At 50.5% G+C, this 19,499-nt stretch carries 20 protein-coding genes; 13 read left to right on the top strand and 7 right to left on the bottom strand.

Features of this window, described 5'->3' with window-relative positions; genetic code table 11:
* Nucleotides 1–35 precede the first annotated feature (35 nt).
* From H8K27_RS05550 to H8K27_RS05530, 5 genes are all read left to right on the top strand, one after another.
* Complete coding sequence (locus tag H8K27_RS05550; RefSeq protein ID WP_186862209.1) at nt 36–956, top strand: ABC transporter substrate-binding protein; 921 nt, start codon at nt 36–38, stop codon at nt 954–956.
* Nucleotides 953–2,281 carry a diguanylate cyclase gene (locus H8K27_RS05545; protein WP_186862208.1) on the top strand — a complete coding sequence of 443 codons (1,329 nt, stop codon included), beginning with the start codon at nt 953–955 and terminating at the stop codon, nt 2,279–2,281. The genes H8K27_RS05550 and H8K27_RS05545 overlap by 4 nt, the downstream gene beginning before the upstream one ends.
* 271 nt (nt 2,282–2,552) lie before the next feature.
* The gene (locus H8K27_RS05540; RefSeq protein WP_186862207.1) at nt 2,553–4,310 is read left to right on the top strand and encodes a glutamine--tRNA ligase/YqeY domain fusion protein; all 1,758 of its coding nucleotides are present in this window, start codon (nt 2,553–2,555) and stop codon (nt 4,308–4,310) included.
* A gap of 223 nt (nt 4,311–4,533) precedes the next feature.
* A complete protein-coding gene (locus H8K27_RS05535) occupies nt 4,534–5,493 on the top strand; it encodes a hypothetical protein (RefSeq protein WP_222610606.1) in 960 nt (319 codons plus the stop codon).
* Nucleotides 5,494–5,965: 472 nt separating this feature from the next.
* Nucleotides 5,966–6,547, top strand: a complete 582-nt coding sequence (locus H8K27_RS05530) for an REP-associated tyrosine transposase (RefSeq protein WP_329604345.1) — start codon at nt 5,966–5,968, stop codon at nt 6,545–6,547.
* A 54-nt stretch (nt 6,548–6,601) separates the two neighbouring features.
* On the opposite strand, the gene H8K27_RS05525 is transcribed toward H8K27_RS05530, so the two are convergent.
* Complete coding sequence (locus tag H8K27_RS05525; protein WP_186862205.1) at nt 6,602–8,800, bottom strand: OsmC domain/YcaO domain-containing protein; 2,199 nt, start codon at nt 8,798–8,800, stop codon at nt 6,602–6,604.
* Between the two features lie 272 nt (nt 8,801–9,072).
* On the opposite strand from H8K27_RS05525, the gene H8K27_RS05520 reads away from it, so the two are divergent.
* From H8K27_RS05520 to H8K27_RS05500, 5 genes are all read left to right on the top strand, one after another.
* The gene (locus H8K27_RS05520; RefSeq protein ID WP_222610605.1) at nt 9,073–10,536 is read left to right on the top strand and encodes an aminoacyl-histidine dipeptidase; all 1,464 of its coding nucleotides are present in this window, start codon (nt 9,073–9,075) and stop codon (nt 10,534–10,536) included.
* A gap of 2 nt (nt 10,537–10,538) precedes the next feature.
* Entirely contained in the window at nt 10,539–10,907 is a 369-nt protein-coding gene (locus H8K27_RS05515; RefSeq protein ID WP_186862203.1) for a c-type cytochrome, read from the top strand.
* 107 nt (nt 10,908–11,014) lie between these two features.
* Nucleotides 11,015–11,464 (top strand): hypothetical protein, encoded by a 450-nt coding sequence (locus tag H8K27_RS05510; protein WP_186862202.1) that lies wholly within the window; start codon nt 11,015–11,017, stop codon nt 11,462–11,464.
* 131 nt (nt 11,465–11,595) lie between these two features.
* Nucleotides 11,596–12,024: a YeeE/YedE family protein gene (locus H8K27_RS05505; RefSeq protein ID WP_186862201.1), complete on the top strand. Its 429-nt coding sequence runs from the start codon at nt 11,596–11,598 to the stop codon at nt 12,022–12,024.
* 12 nt (nt 12,025–12,036) lie between these two features.
* Nucleotides 12,037–12,459, top strand: a complete 423-nt coding sequence (locus H8K27_RS05500; RefSeq protein ID WP_186862200.1) for a DUF6691 family protein — start codon at nt 12,037–12,039, stop codon at nt 12,457–12,459.
* 68 nt (nt 12,460–12,527) lie between these two features.
* Here the strand turns inward: H8K27_RS05500 and H8K27_RS05495 are convergent, their stop codons facing one another.
* The 4 genes from H8K27_RS05495 to H8K27_RS05480 all read right to left on the bottom strand — a co-directional run bounded on the left by H8K27_RS05495 (nt 12,528) and on the right by H8K27_RS05480 (nt 15,494).
* Nucleotides 12,528–12,959, bottom strand: a complete 432-nt coding sequence (locus H8K27_RS05495) for an Hsp20/alpha crystallin family protein (RefSeq protein ID WP_186862199.1) — start codon at nt 12,957–12,959, stop codon at nt 12,528–12,530.
* Nucleotides 12,960–13,204: 245 nt separating this feature from the next.
* Nucleotides 13,205–13,849, bottom strand: a complete 645-nt coding sequence (locus tag H8K27_RS05490; protein WP_186862198.1) for an outer membrane lipoprotein — start codon at nt 13,847–13,849, stop codon at nt 13,205–13,207.
* 499 nt (nt 13,850–14,348) lie between these two features.
* Nucleotides 14,349–14,939 carry an outer membrane beta-barrel protein gene (locus tag H8K27_RS05485; RefSeq protein ID WP_186862197.1) on the bottom strand — a complete coding sequence of 197 codons (591 nt, stop codon included), beginning with the start codon at nt 14,937–14,939 and terminating at the stop codon, nt 14,349–14,351.
* A gap of 204 nt (nt 14,940–15,143) precedes the next feature.
* The gene (locus H8K27_RS05480; RefSeq protein WP_186862196.1) at nt 15,144–15,494 is read right to left on the bottom strand and encodes a hypothetical protein; all 351 of its coding nucleotides are present in this window, start codon (nt 15,492–15,494) and stop codon (nt 15,144–15,146) included.
* 15 nt (nt 15,495–15,509) lie between these two features.
* On the opposite strand from H8K27_RS05480, the gene H8K27_RS05475 reads away from it, so the two are divergent.
* The gene (locus H8K27_RS05475) at nt 15,510–16,757 is read left to right on the top strand and encodes an MFS transporter (protein ID WP_186862195.1); all 1,248 of its coding nucleotides are present in this window, start codon (nt 15,510–15,512) and stop codon (nt 16,755–16,757) included.
* 130 nt (nt 16,758–16,887) lie between these two features.
* A complete protein-coding gene (locus tag H8K27_RS05470) occupies nt 16,888–17,358 on the top strand; it encodes a hypothetical protein (RefSeq protein WP_186862194.1) in 471 nt (156 codons plus the stop codon).
* Nucleotides 17,359–17,397: 39 nt separating this feature from the next.
* Here H8K27_RS05470 and H8K27_RS05465 read toward each other — a convergent pair whose 3' ends face one another.
* Nucleotides 17,398–17,745, bottom strand: a complete 348-nt coding sequence (locus tag H8K27_RS05465; RefSeq protein ID WP_230418956.1) for a nucleotide pyrophosphohydrolase — start codon at nt 17,743–17,745, stop codon at nt 17,398–17,400.
* A gap of 225 nt (nt 17,746–17,970) precedes the next feature.
* Here H8K27_RS05465 and H8K27_RS05460 point away from each other — a divergent pair, with 225 nt between their 5' ends.
* Nucleotides 17,971–18,822 carry a phasin family protein gene (locus tag H8K27_RS05460; RefSeq protein WP_186862192.1) on the top strand — a complete coding sequence of 284 codons (852 nt, stop codon included), beginning with the start codon at nt 17,971–17,973 and terminating at the stop codon, nt 18,820–18,822.
* 67 nt (nt 18,823–18,889) lie between these two features.
* Here the strand turns inward: H8K27_RS05460 and H8K27_RS05455 are convergent, their stop codons facing one another.
* The gene (locus H8K27_RS05455) at nt 18,890–19,423 is read right to left on the bottom strand and encodes a GNAT family N-acetyltransferase (RefSeq protein WP_186862191.1); all 534 of its coding nucleotides are present in this window, start codon (nt 19,421–19,423) and stop codon (nt 18,890–18,892) included.
* Nucleotides 19,424–19,499: the final 76 nt, after the last annotated feature.

Below are 19,499 nucleotides of genomic sequence, written 5' to 3'. Positions count from 1 at the left end.
ATCCTTATCGCAAGATGACAAGATATCTGTCGGGTATGCTCACCATGTTTTTTCTGTGTGCATTCAGCATCTCCTGTTTTGCAGTCGATAGCGTCACCATCGTGCTGAGCGAGGAAGGCGGCGCTTATTCCGAATTTGCGACACACCTGCAAAATACCCTGGTCAATACTCAGAAAACCAGTGCCAGAATTATTCATGTCAACAATCTCAGCAACGACGATCTGCCACGGCAGGCAGGCAACCAGCTGTTCATTGCCGTGGGCACCCCCGCGATGGTGGTGATGGCGCAGAAACCGGCGCATCTGGCCGTGCTCAATGTACTGGTTCCACGAGCCAGTTTTATGAAAACCGCCCGTCAATATAACCGGCAGCAAGACAGCCGGCGCTTTTCAGCCGTTTTCATGGATCAGTCATGGACCCGGCAATTACGCCTGATCCGCATCAGTCTCGCGCATCGCACTCGCGTTGGTATTTTGCTAGGAAAAGAATCCACCGAATATATTCCCGCCATCCAGAGCGCTGCCAAAGAAGTGGAACTGAGTCTGCATATAGAGACCGTGACCGATGATGCAGAGTTGCTCAATGCACTGCGCAAGCTGCTCGCCAACAGCGACGCCATTCTCGCGGTGCCTGATGCGCACATCTACAACCGGAATAATTTGCCCAGTATCCTGCTGACCAGCTACCGGCAACAGATTCCCCTATTCGGCTTTTCGCCCTCGTATGTGAAAGCCGGTGCACTGGCCGCCGTATATAGCCAGCCTGCGCAAATCAGTCAGCAGGTTGCCGAACTGATCGCCAGCCTGTCTGGTACTGTCAGCCTGCCGCCGCCACAGTATCCACGCTATTTCTCAGTCAATACCAATCCGCAGGTTGCACGGTCGCTGAGTCTCAATATCGAACCGGAAGCAGAATTGCAACGCCAGCTAAGACAACAAACGGAGCAGGTGCAATGAAAGACTGGCAACTCTCCCGTCGTATCCTGTTTCTGGCGCTTGCGCCGGTCTGTACCATCACACTATTGCTGACGATGATGGTCATGCTCGTCGGCGTCACCGAAATTGATGGCGCCCTGCATGCCCGCGGCGCGCTGATCGTGCGTCATCTGGCGCCAGCCTGCGAGTACGGCGTCTTTTCCGGAAACCGCACCGTGCTGGAAGGGCTGGCACAAGCCGTCATGCGTGAAGAGGATGCAAAAGCCGTCATTATTACGGACAATGAACATCACATTCTTGCCTATGGCGGAAAACCTGAAACCCTGCGGTCCGAATACATCCAGGCGGCACTACAGGGTAAGGTACTCAAGGGAAAACACAGCAACCTGATTTTTGGTGCTCCTGTTTATCAGGGCAAACCGGAAGACGAGGAATACGACCTGTTTGACCGTTCGCCCCAGGTAACTGCTGCCCAGCCCAAACTGATGGGTTATGTGCATCTGGAGCTGAGTACTGAAGCCAGCAAGCACAGTAAAGCGATCTTTATGCTGAGCACATTACTGATCGGCATCATTGGCACTGCCGCTGCATCCATACTGGCCCTGGGTATGAGCCGCGACCTGAGTCGCCCGCTATCGCGCCTGATCAATGGCGTGCACAGAATGGCAAAAGGCGAGCTGAGCGTCCGCATTCCCGCTGCATCTGGCGGCGAATTGCAACAACTTGAAAACGGTTTCAACCTGATGGCGGAAGAAATACAGAGCAGTCACGACAAATTGCTGGAAATTAATGCCAATCTCGAAAAGATGATTGCCGACCGGACCCGTGAACTCGAGCAGAAAAATCAGGCACTGGAACATCTCTCCAATACCGACCGCCTGACCGGTCTCTACAACCGCTTCAAACTCGAAAATATTCTTGAGGAAGAGCACCTCAGATGCCAGCGCTATGGCGGCAACTTTGCGATCGCGATTGTCGATGTCGATAAATTCAAGCTGGTCAACGACACGTACGGCCACCAGACCGGTGATCAGGTACTGATCGGCATTGCCGAGATCCTGCGCAACCATGTACGCAGCCTTGATGCCGTAGGACGCTGGGGAGGTGAAGAATTCCTCGTGATTTTCCGCGAAACCGCCTCTTATGGCGCGGTTTCCATCGCAGAAAAATTACGTCACGCCATTATGGAATACGATTTTGGCGAAGCCGGAAAAATCACTGCCAGCTTCGGCGTGACCGCCTACCGCTATCCGGACAGTATTCTGGAAATGATGATACGCGCAGACAATGCGCTCTACCATGCCAAACGCGGCGGCAGAAACCGGGTTGAATTCAAAGATTTCTGATGATGGTGATGATTTTGATGATTGTTCAGGTCATCACCCTGCTTTTCCTTCCTGCCCCGTCAGCATCTGATAGCTAAACCGGGCGTCCTCCCTCTGCTCCTTCCGTACAAGAAATACGCTTTCTGTGCTGCGCTACGGTAAAATGATGCGATTCCGGGAAAATAGCAAACTGACAGTTTTTCTGATCCGGCTTTGCTATTCTTCCCCCCTGCGCCGCAGAGTGCTCCGGCATCGCAGCACAACATCAACACACATCGACCCATTATCTGATATGAGCAACGACAACAAAAATAAAGCCACAGCACCGGCAACTTCCGACACCGCAGCGCCAGCCTCTAATTTTCTGCGCGCCATCATCGACAACGATAATGCCGCTGGCACTTACCACCGCGACGGCATGCCGAACGTCATCACCCGCTTCCCGCCAGAACCCAACGGCTACCTGCACATCGGTCACGCCAAATCGATCTGCCTGAACTTTGGTCTGGCGCGCGATTACGCTGGCCGTTGCCATCTGCGCTTTGACGACACCAACCCGGAAAAAGAAGATCAGGAATACGTCGACACCATCATCGACAGCGTCAAATGGTTAGGTTTCGACTGGAACGATAGTCCCGAACAGGGCGGTGCTAGCCATCTCTACTACGCCAGCGATTATTTCGACACCTTCTACGCAATTGCCGAATACCTCATCAACGCCGGATACGCCTACGTCGACAGCCAGTCTGCCGAAGACATGGCTGCCAATCGCGGTGATTTCTCCAGGCCCGGCGTGAATTCGCCTTTCCGCGACCGCACGGCTGCCGAATCTCTGGATTTATTCCGCCGCATGAAAGCTGGTGAATTCCAGGGCGGCGAACACATCCTGCGCGCCAAAATCGACATGGCATCACCCAACATGAATATGCGCGACCCGGCGATCTACCGCATCCGTCACGCCCATCATCATCGTACCGGCGACAAATGGTGTATCTACCCGATGTACGACTACGCACATCCATTGGAAGACGCAATCGAAAACATCACGCACTCAATCTGCACCTTAGAGTTTCAGGATCACCGCCCGTTTTACGACTGGATCATCGCCCGCGCAGCCGAAGGTGGTTTCTTCAAACAACCCGTACCACGCCAGTACGAATTTGCCCGGCTGAACTTAACCTACGTCGTCACCAGCAAACGCAAACTGCGCCAACTGGTCGAACAAAATATCGTCAGCGGCTGGGACGACCCGCGCATGCCCACCATCGTCGGCATCCGTCGCCGTGGTTACACACCAGAATCCATCCAGCTTTTCTGTGAACGCATAGGCGTGACCCGCTCTGATGGCTGGATCGATTACAGCACACTCGAAGGCTGTCTGCGCGAAGACCTCGACCCGAAAGCAGCACGCGCCACCGCCGTGCTGCGCCCGTTGAAACTGATCATCGACAACTTCCCGGAAAATGAGAATGTCGCCTGCACCGCCCCCGTTCACCCGCACCACCCGGAACGCGGCAACCGCGAATTCACCATCGGCAAAGAACTGTGGATAGAACAAGAAGACTTCATGGAAGAATCCGTCAAAGGTTATTTCCGCCTGTTCCCAGGCAACAAAGTGCGCCTGCGTTACGGCTACGTCGTTGAATGCACCGGTTGCGATAAAGATGAAAACGGTAATGTGATTGCTGTGCATTGCAACTACTTCGCCGATAGTAAATCCGGCACCGAGGGCAGCGCCAATTACAAAGTCAAAGGCAACATCCACTGGGTCAACGCCGCCGATGCCTTAGAAGCCGAAGTGCGCCTGTACGACCGCTTGTTCACCGATGCCAACCCGGATGCAGGCGGCAAAGACTTCATGGCACTGCTCAATCCAAACGCATTAGAAATCGTCAAAGCCTATGTAGAACCAGGCATGAAAGACGTCACGCCAGATACGCGTTTACAGTTCGAACGCCACGGCTATTTTGTTGCTGATCGCGTGGATTCTGCTGTGGGAAAACCTGTGTTTAACCGGGTGACGACTTTGAAGGATTCGTGGGGGAAGTGACATAACCTAAGTGCCAAGTAATGCTGGATACTTTTAGTTGCTCCTGAAAAGTAAGTACTGCATGTAATTTAAAAAGAAATAGTAAGTCTAGATTGGAAGATAAATGACCGAGAATTTGGTATTTTTTAAAGCATCGAATAACCAAGCAATTCTGAGGAAATTTCAATCTAGACTTAATGAAATTCAATCAAAAAGCAATTTTGAGTCCGCTCGAAATACGCACATGAACAACATCATAAATTCGATGCTGGCCACTCCAGATGAGTGGGACTTTAAATGCGGCATTACGATAAAGTGGATTGGTAATACATTTATAGATCTCATTTCAGATAAAAATTTAATGCTCACAACAGAACATTTGGATGACATGTTTTCGATGTGCTTCAGATTCTTATTTGAGCTTTATTTATCTACAAAAACGGAACTTATTACTGAACTAAATAATGCAAGAAATTTTGCGGTTGAGAACACAAATGAATTTTCCGCTACAGCAAAAGTACAAGTCGAATATGCTATCAGGGAGATGCCTATCAGTATGCTAAAAGATTTATTAGCTAGCGAATCGATAGGCAGTATTAAAGATTTCAATAATCTACACAAGATTATCAAAGACAAACAAGATGCATGGGAAACCGAATTAAAAAATAAAGAAATCAGAGTAGAAGCAATAAAAACGTCTCTAGCAACGTATGAATCAGGGTTTAATTTTGTTGGTTTATTTCAAGGCTTCGACGATTTATCAAAACAAAAGGAATTGGAAAAAACCAATCTTCTTTTTTGGATAAAAGTTGCTGGTATCGCAATCGTTACGCCATTGATCTCAGAAATTATCTATTTATATTTTCACGTTTCAAATTTCGAACAAATAAAAATTGTCTTAGGAATTTCATTACTCCCAACGGCATCGTTGATTGCGATATTAGTTTATTTTTTTCGAATTATTTTACAAAACTACAAGTCCACTAAATCACAATTACTGCAAATTGAACTTAGAAAAACTTTGTGTAGATTTATACAGCACTATGCTGACTACTCGTCAAAACTAAAAGAAAAAGACAAAGAGTCTCTAGCAAAATTTGAGTCTATAATTTTTTCTGGAATTGTGTCTGACGATGAAAAACTTCCATCAACGTTTGATGGAATCGAACAATTAGGAAGCTTAATTAAATCATTAAGAGCATAAATGTCGCATAAAATTTGGTACGACGCCAAAGAAACAATCATCCGTAGCCTACGTTCACCACAGCAAGCGTAGCGTGCGTACCTCCGTAGGGTGCGCTATGCGCACCGTTTTACCGGATATCCCCATTTTTAAGCTGTTCGTTTTTCCTTTATTGGTGCGCATGGCGCACCCTACGCAATATCTGTCGGGCTTGTGACGTGTTTTTGTTCTGCGAGGCGCGTATTTATTGAGGGTTCGTTTTACGGATATTGACGGAGTGTCGATTGCGAGGCAGCAAGCGTAGCGTGCGTACTGCCGTAGGGTGCGCCATGCGCACCATTTCACCGGATATCCTCATTTTTAAGCCGTTCGTTTTTCCATCATTGGTGCGCATGGCGCACCCTACGCAATGTTTGTGCGGCTTGTGGCGTGTTTTTGTGCCGCGAGGCGTGTCTTTGCTGCGGAAGGGTTTTGTGGATATTGACGGATTATCGTGTTCAAGGCAGGCTGTGATTTTATTTCTCGCGCCTTTCTCATGCCAAACTATCGACGTTCGAATATCGCTGGTGGCACGTATTTCTTTACCGTGAATAGTTTTCGGCGGCGGCCGATTTTGACTCCCGAGTCGCTACGTGATGCTTTGCGTTTGGCGATACAAAAAACGCGTCTGACACATCCGTTTGAGATTGATGCATGGGTGCTGCTGCCGGATCATTTGCATTGCATCTGGACGCTGCCGCAGCATGATGCGAATTTTTCTGTGCGCTGGTCGATGATCAAACGCATGGTCTCGCAAGCTTGCGCGGCGGAATTTGGCGTGGACGATTTGTCCACTTCACGAACGCAAAGAAAAGAATCGGGTATCTGGCAACGACGTTTCTGGGAACATCAAATCCGTGACGACAAGGACTTTGCGCGGCATGTCGATTATATTCATTGGAATCCGGTTAAGCATGGTCTGGTTGCGCGTGCGGGTGATTGGCCACATTCGACATTTCATCGCTATGTGGCGCAACAGATGTTGCCGCAGGATTGGGGGATTGGTGCCGATGTTGCCGGGGACTTCGGAGAGTAACTATTTGCTGAGGATAGATTGGTGCGCATGGCGCACCCTACCTCTAATGATAATTTATTGATCTCTTCCCTTAGCCCGCGCCACGTGCAATTTTTTGTAGCTATCAATTAAGCGCTGGTGGCGCTCCAGACCTTCCAGTTTCATGCTCGTCGGCGTTAAACCATAGAAGCGCACGCTGCCGTTGACTGATCCAATCACTGCATCCATACGCTCATTGCCAAACATGCGGCGGAAATTGGTTTCGTAATCGTCCAGCTCCAGTTCATCGTCCAGCGTGACTTCGAGCACTACATTCAGCGCCTGATAAAACAAGCCACGTTCGACGCTGTTGTCGTTGTATTGCAGGAAGGCTTGCGTCAAATCCTGCGCATCATCGAGTTGCTCTAAAGCGAGATGGATCAGCAGTTTTAATTCCAGCACGGTGAGTTGTCCCCACACCGTATTTTCATCAAACTCGATGCCGATCAGGGTGGCGATATCGCTGTAATCGTCGAGTTCGTTATTTTCTAAACGATCGAGCAGCGCTTCTAAGGCATCATCGTCGAGCTGATGCAGATTCAGAATATCGTTGCGGAACAATAAGGCTTTGTTGGTGTTATCCCAGATCAGATCTTCGACTGGATACACTTCTGAATAACCCGGCACCAGGATGCGGCAAGCGGTGGCGCCTAACTGGTCGTACACCGCCATGTAAGCTTCTTTACCCATCTCGGCGAGGATGCCGAACAAGGTCGCGGCTTCATCGACATTGGAGTTTTCACCCTGACCGGAGAAATCCCATTCCACAAATTCATAGTCGGCTTTGGCACTGAAAAAGCGCCATGACACGACGCCGCTGGAATCGATGAAGTGTTCAACAAAGTTATTCGGCTCCGTCACAGCCTGACTGACAAAGGTCGGTTGCGGCAAATCATTCAGGCCCTCAAAACTGCGGCCTTGCAGCAATTCTGTCAGGCTGCGTTCCAGCGCAACTTCAAAGCTAGGGTGTGCGCCAAACGAAGCAAACACACCGCCGGTACGCGGGTTCATCAGGGTCACGCACATCACCGGATATTGCCCGCCGAGCGAAGCGTCTTTGACCAGCACCGGAAAGCCTTGTTCTTCCAAACCCTGTATGCCAGCGACGATGCCGGGATACTTTGCCAGCACGTCTTGCGGCACGTCGGGCAAGACGATTTCGCCCTCGAGAATTTCCCGTTTCACAGCGCGTTCAAAAATCTCAGACAGACATTGCACCTGCGCTTCGGCCAGCGTATTACCGGCGCTCATGCCATTGCTGGCAAACAGGTTTTCGATCAGGTTGGATGGAAAATAGACGGTCTCGCCATCTGATTGGCGCACAAACGGCAGCGAGCAGATACCACGTTCTGCATTACCGGAATTGGTATCAATCAGATGCGAACCACGCAGTTCTTTATCAGGGTTGTAAATCGCCAGGCTGTATGCATCCAGAATCTCTTTTGGCAGCGCGTCTTTTTTACCCGGCTTGAACCACTTTTCATTCGGGTAATGCACAAACTCCGCATTGGCGATGTCTTCACCCCAAAACGAACCAGCGTAAAAATGATTATTGCTCAAGCGCTCAATATATTCGCCCAGAGCCGACGCCAACGCGCTTTCTTTGGTCGCGCCTTTGCCATTGGTAAAACACATCGGTGAATGCGCATCGCGGATATGCAGCGACCACACATTCGGAATGATATTGCGCCACGATGCGATTTCGATTTTGATGCCCAAACCCGCCAGCAAGCCGGACATATTTGCGATGGTTTGCTCTAACGGTAAGTCTTTACCGAGGATGTAGGTGGCAGCGTCCGCATCGGGATTCAGGGTCAGCAAGGCCTGCGCATCGGCGTCGAGACTTTCGACTTCTTCGATCACGAACTGCGGGCCTTCCTGCACGACTTTTTTGACGGTGCAACGTTCAATCGAACGCAGAATACCCTGACGATCTTTATCAGAAATATCAGCGGGTAATTCAACCTGAATCTTGAAGATTTGCGCGTAACGGTTTTCCGGGTCAACGATATTGTTTTGCGAGAGGCGGATATTCTCGGTCGGAATATTGCGTGTATTGCAGTACAACTTCACAAAATACGCCGCGCACAAAGCAGACGATGCCAGAAAGTAATCGAAAGGCCCGGGCGCTGAGCCATCGCCTTTATAGCGGATAGGCTGATCAGCGATTACCGTGAAATCATCGAACTTGGCTTCCAGACGAAGCTTATCGAGAAAGTTGACCTTAATTTCCATGAGAGTATTCCAAAAAAGCAGCCAAAAGCGCGTTAAAAGTAAATCAGGCGCCATTATCCGTTCTTTTAGCCGCACAAGATAGGTTGCAGTACAAATCCCGCCCGCTTCGTCACACTGGCGTATGCGGCATAGCAGATACCTCGTCTGACTCTGTCAGCGACTTAACCTACGAGACATGCGGGGAACGATCTCCGAATGACGGTATGGTAAACTTGCCGCCCTCTGCCCGCACCGCGTTATCCAGGCAATACGGGTCTTACAGGATACTTATCGTGACTACTGCATCTGAGATCAATCAGTTATTTCCCCGCCCGCTGTGGCAATGGTTTGAGCAAATCTGCGCCATCCCGCATCCATCTAAACATGAAGCCGCATTGAGCGAACATATTCAGCAGTGGGCGAAGCAGCGCGGCTTGCCGGTGGTGGTCGATCACGTCGGCAACCTCATCATCCGCAAACCGGCCACTGCTGGCATGGAAGACCGCAAGACCGTGGTGATTCAGGCGCATCTGGACATGGTGCCGCAGAAGAATGCCGATAAAGTGCATGATTTCACGACCGATCCGATACAGCCGTGGATTGACGGTGAATGGGTCAAGGCAACCGGTACCACGCTGGGTGCAGACAACGGTATTGGTATGTCATCTGCGCTGGCGATACTGGGGGCTGAGGATATCCGCCACGGCCCGCTGGAAGTGTTGCTGACAGTGGATGAGGAAGCCGGTATGACCGGCGCTTTCGGCTTGCAGGCGGGCATGTTGAATGCCGACATCCTGATCAATACCGATTCTGAGCAGGAAGGTGAAATCTATATGGGTTGCGCTGGCGGCGTCGATGCTGAAATCAGCTTGCCATTGCAGTGGCAGGCACCGGCGCAGCAAGTGGCATACACGCTGAGTATTGCCGGTCTCAAGGGCGGCCATTCCGGTGTGAATATCCATCTGGGGCGGGGCAATGCCAACAAGCTGATCTCCCGCTTCCTTGCAGGACACGCGGCAGAACTCGGCTTGTCGTTGTCAGAGATCAAAGGTGGTTCGCTGCGTAATGCGATTCCGCGCGAAGCGCAGTGCAGCTTTGCGCTGGATGCAGCACAGCTTCCGTTACTGGAGCAACGCATCGCACAATATCAGGCGATATTACAGACTGAGCTGGCTGTCGTGGAGCCCGCATTAAAACTCAGTCTGCAAAGCACGCCATTGCCGGCGCAGGTATTGCAACCGGCAACCCAAAAAATGCTGATCAACCTGATCAACAGCTGCCCGAATGGCGTGATCCGCATGAGCGACGAAATCAGCGGTGTGACAGAAAGCTCGCTGAATGTCGGCGTCATCAGCACCGCACAAGATAAAGTGACAATCCTGTGTCTGATCCGTTCGCTGATTGACAGCGGTCGTGAAAATATCGAAAGCACCCTGCAATCGCTGAGCGACCTCGCAGGAGCGCAGATTACGTTTTCCGGCTGCTATCCGGGCTGGAAGCCCGACACCAGTTCAGCGGTCATGGCGATCGTCAAAGACACCTATCAAAGCATTTATCACAAAGAACCGGTGATCATGGTGATCCATGCGGGGCTGGAATGCGGTCTGTTCAAAAAGCATTATCCTGACCTGGATATGGTGTCTATCGGCCCGACTATCCGTTATCCGCACGGTCCCGATGAAATGGTGAATATTAAAACCGTCGGCCAGTACTGGACCTTGTTGCTGGCAGTACTGGAACGCATTCCCGTCAAATGAGCATGACGCCATATCCACTCCTGCTCGTTCTGGCGCTGCTGTCCGCTGGCAGTGCTCAGGCGGCGGGTGATGCGGTTGCCGGCCAGTCAGCCTTTCGTAAATGCGCATCCTGCCATCAGCTTGGTCCTTCGGCACGAGGCGGTTTCGCACCACAGTTAAACGCCGTTATCGGCCGGACGGCTGGGAGTACGACTGATTTTTCATATTCGGCTGCAATGAAAAATGCACGCATTATCTGGACGGAAAAAAATCTGGCGGCGTTTTTACGTGCGCCGGGTGATTTTATTCCCGGAAATAAGATGCGTTTTTACGGTATCAGCGATGAACAGCAAATTGCTGATTTACTGGCTTATCTCCGCACTCAGCACTAAAGTGCACCCGCCTTTTTTCGGGTGCGGACAATACAACGTGCTTTGAAAAATAATTCGTAAAATCCGGTAAAATGTTATTTTCTGCAATGAATCTGACTTGATCATCCATGAAAATACATGGCCTCTGGAAAATTTCGCTGGTTCGGAATGTGCTTGTCCGTACCACGGCCGGCAGTTTCAATGAAGCCGGGACACAAGCATGTTTTGCAGAAACACAGCAAAAAGCCCCCGTCGACAAACCCTGGGCTGGTCTCACGAATGCGGCCAACTGGGAAATGTCGAATGCCGCAGCGTTGCAATCTTTCCCCAAAATGCGTGAATGGGCGTTTCAGAACAACTGCGTGTGCCTTGCCGTGGTTGTTCCAAGCCAGATCCGACAATTGATCCATCAGCGTCAGACCGGCCACATGCCTGAAAATCTGGTGCGTTACTTTTCTAACATGGAAGAAGCATGCGACTGGCTGACAGAGCGCGGTTTTCCCTTTACCATTGCGGACTACCCTCATGAGGACTTTGTCCTCAGCACCCGCCAAGTACACAATACTGGCAAACACTGAAATGGCAGCATCCCTGCACTTCTGCATTCCGGATTAATGGCAATATCCTGCCGTCACTTATCCTGATTGACCTCATGCCAGGCAGCAATGCCATGGATTCACCTGCCTGTTGAAACTTTCGCTCATATTTTATGCATATCGTCTGGGAACAATTTACACCGTATTCTTCGCTCGCCGGAGGAATACTGATCGGCCTCGCCAGTATCCTGCTGTTATGGTGCCTCGGACGCATCGCCGGAATAACCGGTATCGTCGCTGGCCTGATCACGCCGGTTCGCGGTGACTGGAGCTGGCGGCTGGCCTTCGTCGCCGGGATGTTTTTATCTTCTTTTCTATACCGGATTGTTGCTCCCTTGCCTGCCATCCGTATCGATGCCAGTTGGGGTGTATTGATTCTGGCGGGATTCATCGTCGGTATCGGCACACGGCTCAGTAATGGCTGCACCAGCGGTCATGGCGTCTGTGGGCTGGCGCGCCTGTCCATGCGCTCCCTGATCGCCACACTGACTTTTATGCTGACCGGTTTCCTGACTGTTTTTGTGCTGCGGCACGTTTTCTGAGAAAGTTCACGGATGTTGAATATAATCATCGCCGCGATCAGCGGATGGGTGTTTGGCACCGGCCTGATCATTGCCGGCATGGCCAATCCTGCCAAAGTGCTGTCATTTCTCGACCTGGCCGGACACTGGGATCCGTCACTGGCCATGGTGATGGCCGGAGCAATCGGCATCGCGCTGTGGCCGTTTTATCTGGCGCGCAGGCGCCGCCGCAGCTTGCTGGATACGCCGATGCAATTACCGATACTGACCCGGATTACAGGGCGGTTAATTGCCGGCAGTGCCTTATTCGGTGCAGGGTGGGGGCTGGCAGGAATTTGTCCGGGACCTGCCCTGGTGGTCATCAGCATTGATCCGCTCAAAGGAGCTGCATTCATCCTGCCTATGTTGGCTGGCATGCTGCTTGTCGACCAGTGGGATAACAAAACCGAATCGTGAATATCTGATCAGTCATCAGAAACCGCATTTTCGGTTTTCAGAATTGCGGTTTCTGCTGATATGCCGGATCAGTCTATTTTCAGCTTCTGTACCCCGCCCGCTGTCCGTTTTTTAGGCAAGGTCAGCGTCAGGATACCATTGTCATATTTCGCGCCGGCATCACTGGCCTCAATATCCAGCGGTAACTGAAAACTGCGCGAAATCTCCCCAAAATACCGCTCGCTCCGCAGCACCTTGTGCTCCGTCTCGCTGCTGTCATGCTGCTTCACCTCAGCGCGCACCGTCACGACGTTGCCGTCCAGAGAAACATGAATATCGTCTTTCGCAACACCGGGTATTTCCGCATTCACGGTATAAGCGGCATCGGTTTCCTTCACATCAATCTTGATCTGGGAAGGATGTGGCAGCGGGTCGCCGTGGAGAGGTTTGACATAAAAACTGGGGCTCAAATCCCTGAAAAAATCATCAAAAAAACCACCACGATTACTTAATGCACCCATTTTCTTCTCCTTTTCAAAAATGAACTGGTTTCCAAAAAACCTCACCTAATGAGTAGTCCAGTATAGAAATTTTCCGGAGAATCACCAATTCTCCACTACCGGCATTTGATGCAAATCAAACCCCAAAAAAACGTCGTGGCAAGACCGGATTCATACATGCCTGATTACAACGGGGAAATAAAAAAGCCCGCAGAAAGCGGGCTTTTTTTCCAATATCTGATATCGCTCAGATCATCGAGTGCGGATCAGGCAGATTGCAGACTGCCATTAATCACCCGGACACGATCACCGGATTGCCAGCCGGGTTGGGAAGACGGTGTAAATGTGCGCAATTGCCCATTTTCCATACGAACCCGGACTTCATAGACGGTTGTCGTGTGCGTCCGTTTTTCAATCGCATTACCGGCAAAACCGCCACCGACAGCACCGGCGACTGTTGCTAATTTACGCCCGTCGCCACCACCGATCTGATTCCCCAGGACGCCACCGAGAACGGCACCAGCCACCGCACCCAGACCGCTGCCCTGTGCTGGCTGCTGCTCTACGGCACGGACAGATTCGACCACACCGCAATTGTCGCAGACCTGATGTGTCTGCTGATGCACGCTCTGATAGCTGCCACCAGAATGTGTCCGCGCTGGTTGTTCATGTGTTGATGTGGAGTTGGATGTAGCAACATTATTTCTGGTGTTATTGCCTTTTATTCCGGCATCTGTTTCAGCCACGGAAGATGCTGGCGCAGCGGCCAATAAAGAATCTGCCTTCGGTGTGCTGTTTGAGTTAGGGAATAAACCGGTCATCGCAGCAACGCCAACCAGACTCACCAGAATCACGGAAGCTGCTGCACCTGCAACCAGTGGATGAATACGTTTATTTGTTGTCTCGGCCATGATGTATTTCCTTTCAAAAAAGAGTGACTGCAATGTAATCCAAAAACGGTTCACGCCGTCATACAGTTGACTGGATCTGTGTTTCATTGGTAAGTAAATGTAAATCGGAAGGATATTGACCCGGTCAGGAAATGTGGCAGATAGTCCTGATTAAGCAATTCCTTCTTTCCAGTGCTGCAGAAAAGCAGCTGATAACTACTGTTACCGGTATCGCAGGAATTCGTGGTATCTCATGTGATGCGTGATATTTCCGGTATTGTTCATCGCCAGATGAATCACGAGTACTGAGGAAACCGCACCGGCAATCAAGCAGTACATATAGGGCAGTCAGCATTATGGAAAAATCTGCTGACTGCTCCGGCACAGATAGTCAGATGGCGTGATGAGTGCCGGATAATGATTTTCCAGCGAATTTCCGGTGCACTCACTTTTTCATTCAGCCCTGACAAAGTGAGGAGCCCACACCGGAATCAAGCAGTGCGGCGAGAGCCGGCACAGATCAGAAGCTGTATTGCAAACCGACAGAAACGTTATTCACAGCCTCTTTGTCGCCATTGAATTTGATCTTGCGTGTTTCAAATTCACCGCGCAGAGCCAGTTCTTTGGTCAGCTGATAGGTCGCGCCCAGCCCGAATACAGGTTGGGTCGAGGTCGTGCTGCCATTGGATACGCCAACACCTGCCACGCTGCCACTGCCTTCTGCTTTGATGCTGGCAATACCCAGTTTGGCAAATCCGCTCAGCTGCTGGGTGAATTCATGCTTATACAGGCCGGCCAGTTCAAAACCTTTTCCTTTTACTTCTGATGTTGCATTCACTCCGCCTGCACTGCTGTTGGCAGAAATCGTGCCCAGAGAAAAGTAACTGGCTTCGACTGCAAAATTCTTATCGATGTTGTAGCCGCCAAATACTTTGTAAGTATCCGAATTTGTGCTGCAGGAAACGACGTTTTTACAATCATCACTCCACTGCCCTTTACCGACAGTTGCGCCCATATATACCTGAGGCACCTGTGCCACCTGAGCAAATGCAGATCCGCTGACCATGGCTACTGCCATCAGACCAGCCAGAATGATTTTATTTCTCAACATGATGTTCTCCTTGTTTCATGAAATACCCTGACAGCTCCATCAGCTATTCAGGCAGAACCCGGAGTTGCTGGCATTCAGGAAGAATGCCGCTTAGGCCTCGGGTTTGAATCAAGTCTGGCACTGCGACGCATCATTGAAAACAAAAAATCCCCAGGCACCCCTCAGTGAAACAGCAGGTACCGCAATACGCTACCTTTCAATCGGTTACAAAATTTGATGAACGAATATTGCATCAGATCTGCAGGTCACACCGCACCTCTCATTGACCACCTGCACCAACGCGTTCTCGTTTGCGCGAAACATCTGGCGCATTTGATGGCGAATAGCTTTCTGCTCACTGGAAGATATCCATTCCCAAATACCTCTGATAAGAGCAAGTCGGGCAAGATACATGATTGGGGAAATAACCGCCCTTCCTGTGCTCTGCACAAGCTCCGTGATGTCAGCGTACAATGTAATCATTCTAAAAAAATAATTTGGTGTTTCTTCAGACGATCCCGCATCCCGGGTAATCCTGAATGCAAGAAACATCACGATGCGCTTACCTGCCGGCATCAGAACTGTCCGCCTATGCAAAATCCAAAATTTAATCCCGTTTTTAACGCCTATCTGATTTATATCGGTGTCGCGATTGCGTCCGGCGGAGTCGCCCTTTACACCCCTCTGATTGTTTCTGAAACAGGCCAGCATTTTTCCGGATTCTGGGCTGCTTCGATCTTATTTGGACTGAATCTGGGACGCGTGATCGGTTCCTATCTGGGCGGTAAATATTCAACACTGGCCAATCACCCCTGGTCAGTCTCTGGCAATATCCTGCTGGAAGGTGTTGCCCTGTACTGCATGGCTTTTCTTCCGCAGGCATGGATGCTGGCGCTGTTTGCATTACTGGCGGGACTGGGTAGCGGCCTGTCTTTTCCGGGATTGAAAAATTATCTGCTGAAACTGCGCGAACTGGATCAGTCTTCACTCTTCAGCCGTCTGGCGTTTGCAATCCGTATCGGCCTGGTGGGTGGCTATCTGACGGCAAGCTGGGTACCGCATGACAGCCTGAAACTGGTGTTTCTGATTGTGCTCATTACGTTCATTGCCTATGGTATTTTTATGCTGGTAGCCATGCGCTCCATTGCAGAGCATGAGCAGCAATACCTGTCGCAACAGGCGCTATCCGGACAAACTGGCACATCGGCCTCTGCGACCTATGCAACAGACAGAGTGGCATCCCCAGCGCAAGTCACAAAATTACCGCTGCTGTTTTATCTGTCGAATGCCGTATTCTGGTGCTTTGCGGTACAGCCGATGATCGGATTCAGCCTGCACATTCCAAAATTCACCCCCGAAATTCCGGTATCTACACCATTCTGGTTAGGTGCACTGGTGATCATTTTTTTCCAGATCCCGGTCTCAAAGCGTGCAATCCGTACCCGGGATCATTTCCTGTTTCTGCAGATCGGCTATGCATGCCTGTTTGCCAGCTTTGCCCTGATGGTAGGGCTGCCTCATTCCGCGGCGGCTGTGATTGCCTCTGCGGCATTGCTGTCATTTGGTCAGGTTTTTTACGGCCCGTCTCTCGATGTACTGACTGCGCGCTTTGCCAATAAGGTTTCTGCCGACACGGGAAAACTGATGTCGCAGCAAATGCTATATCAAAGCATGGGCAGTATGATTGGCAGCCTGACTGGCGGTGTTCTGTTCGATCTGGCGCAACGCTGGCACTTGCCAAGTCTGAACTGGCTGCTGTTGGCATTAGCCAGTCTGGTAATGGTCTTGCTCAGTCACAGGAAAATACCGGATCTGTACCGGAATACAGGCCAGCATTAACCGATGACATCTGGCGCCGCTTGTATCTATTCGTGTAATAAAACCAGTCGTTCACAATATTTTCCATTTTTACCAGTACCACAAATTCACGCCAGCGCTTAAAATCTGGACATGTTTTGCAGGTGATCCAATGAAAATACATGGTGAGTGGGAAATCAGTTTAGTCCGTAACATTGTGATACGCACTTTTGCGGGTGCGTTTAATGAACAGGGATTCAACGCTTTATTTGAAGAACTCAAAGCCATCGCACCCAGAGGGCGGCCGTGGGCCAGCATGGCGCAAGGTCAGTACTGGGAAATGGCGCCGGAAGCTGCCCTGAAATCCTACAGCTCCATGCTGCAATGGGTCCGGAAACATGGTTGTGAGTATGTGGTTTTCGTCTGCCCAAGCAAATTCCATCTGGATATTATGAAACGTAATGCCGGGGTCAATCCCGATGAGCGTTTTCATGTTTGCGAAACCACCGAAGAAGCCTGCGCCTGGTTAACCTCAAAAGGATTTCCACTCTCCATTCAGGAATACCCGCACCACGCCTTCATCGAAAAAGTCAGGATAGAGTTAGAAAGCGATCCGCATAGCAGCTTCTTTAAAGTGGCTTAGCCACGGGCTGGACGCTTTATCATCAGGTGACGCTCTGTTTCAATACTGGTCATATTTGCGCGCATCCCCATGAACGATATGGCGGGGATATTTCAGCGCATTCAAAGTCATTTTCTCATTCACGGCACTGATCAGATCAATCTCTAATTTATCTGCCAGCATCACCAGATAAGCCAGGACGTCTGCCATTTCATGCCGGACTGCCTGCCATTGCTGCTCCCCCAGTTCCTCCCTGTCTCCCCGTTGCAGCCATTGAAACGGCTCCAGCAATTCAGCCGCTTCCACGATCAATGCACTTGCCAGGTTTTTAGGTGTGTGAAACTGCGCCCAATTTCTCTGTGCAGAAAAGTCGCGCAGACGATCCCGGACATCTTCCAAATTTTGCATTGGTAATGACGAAGTTTCCATAGTGATACGCGCGTCCTTTAACATTTAAAAAAAAATCACGATTGCAGATGTTGTATCCCTGTCTTTTGGGACGCCGGATTTGTTGCATTGCAAATATATTTTGCAGCAATACCATACCAGCGATTACAATCAGCATTGCTGCATCGCGTCAATTTCTGATTTCCCATTGCCTGAAATATTCTGTCCCACCTTTAGGAGAGATTCATGCCTTTGATACAACAACAGATATCCACCGCTGCCCAAGAGCAGCTTGCGCAACAGATTACCGTGTTCCAGGCGCTGTCATCCACCACGCTGGCAGGTCTGAAAAAAATACTCGCACTGAATTTATCCGCTGTCAAAGAAGCCGTTTCTCAGGCAACTGCGCGCTCCCTGCAGCTATGGTCAGTCAAAGCGCCACAAGACTGGCTCCATCTGTCGCAGACACATAGCCAGCCTGAGGTAGAGCGTTTGCTGGCTTATGGACGACAGCTCGCAGCCATCTCTGAAGAAACCCGGGAAAACCTGTTGCAAACGGTCAGAACCGCACAAACTTCCGCCACACCGCATGCACATGCAACTCCAGTACACCGCACCGAAGCACCCGTTATCAAAGCTCAGGCTGCGCCGGAAGCCGATCACCCGCAGCAGCTGTTGCTTCCCGTAGTCAATACCGGTACAAAAAAAGCCAGTGTACCCGCCACCAAATCACCGGTAAAAGCGAACACAGCACAAAAAACATCCAAACCAGCTGCGAAGGCAAAAGCAACGATCGCTTCCGCAAAAACAGCTAAACCTGTCACCGCTGCCAGAACCGGAAAACCTGCATCCCCCGCGCCAGTCAGTGCAGCAGCGCCAGCCGCAACGCCGGCACCAGTTCAAAACACAATACCGGCATCAACCCCGTCAGTTCCTGCGACCAAAGCGGTGGCAGCAAAAGAACCAGGCGCCAAGTTTCCGTTTCCGGCACCGAAAAATTTGGCAAAGAGCACACCTGCCAATGCCAATGCAAACAACAAACCAACATCGAGCAGATCTGGCGCCGTCAAAAAACGTGCGTCAACACCTGGTGCCTGATTTATCCATTTTTTCCGGTGCCAGTCGTCTGCCGGCACCGGATTTTTATGCCACCGATGCAACAGGCTCAGCCGCGCAGCGCTTCCCAGTCTGTCCTGAGCAATGAGTACATCGCAATATCCACATGCTTGCCGCGTGAGAACACAGCACCCCGCGCAATGCCATCTTTCGTGAAACCGCAATGAATGGCTACTTTTTCCGAAGCCAGATTATCGGTATTCATGTGTATTTCCAGACGGTTTAACAAGGTCGTCTTAAACAGATAATCGGTCAGCAATTGCACCGCTTCCGTCATCAACCCTTTGCCTCGTAAGTGCCTGGCAAATAATCCGTATCCGATTTCGCGCGCATTAAAATAAGGTACGGTCTTGAAATGAAACACACGTCCAAGTATTTCATCGTTCTGGTCCACGATCAGGAATGTCTCACTGAACTCTTTGGAGCGCGATTCTTCTTCATATTTTTTCTCTGCAACGCCTGGCAACATTAATTCCAGTGACAGATAATCACCCTTTGAGTCGGGATGATTCAACAGCTCAACCAATTGCGACACATCATCTTTGCGGACATGACGGAGAGAAAAGCAACTGCCTTTGATCATAAACACGGCTCCGGGGAAAATTGTTGAAATCATATTTTAACAGTGCGTCTCCCTGACGGCTGCATACCCTGACTGA

It is taken from the genome of Cognatundibacterium griseum (genome assembly GCF_014284195.1).
Classification (GTDB): domain Bacteria; phylum Pseudomonadota; class Gammaproteobacteria; order Burkholderiales; family Burkholderiaceae_D; genus Undibacterium; species Undibacterium griseum.
This window is presented reverse-complemented; position numbering and strand designations above follow the sequence as displayed.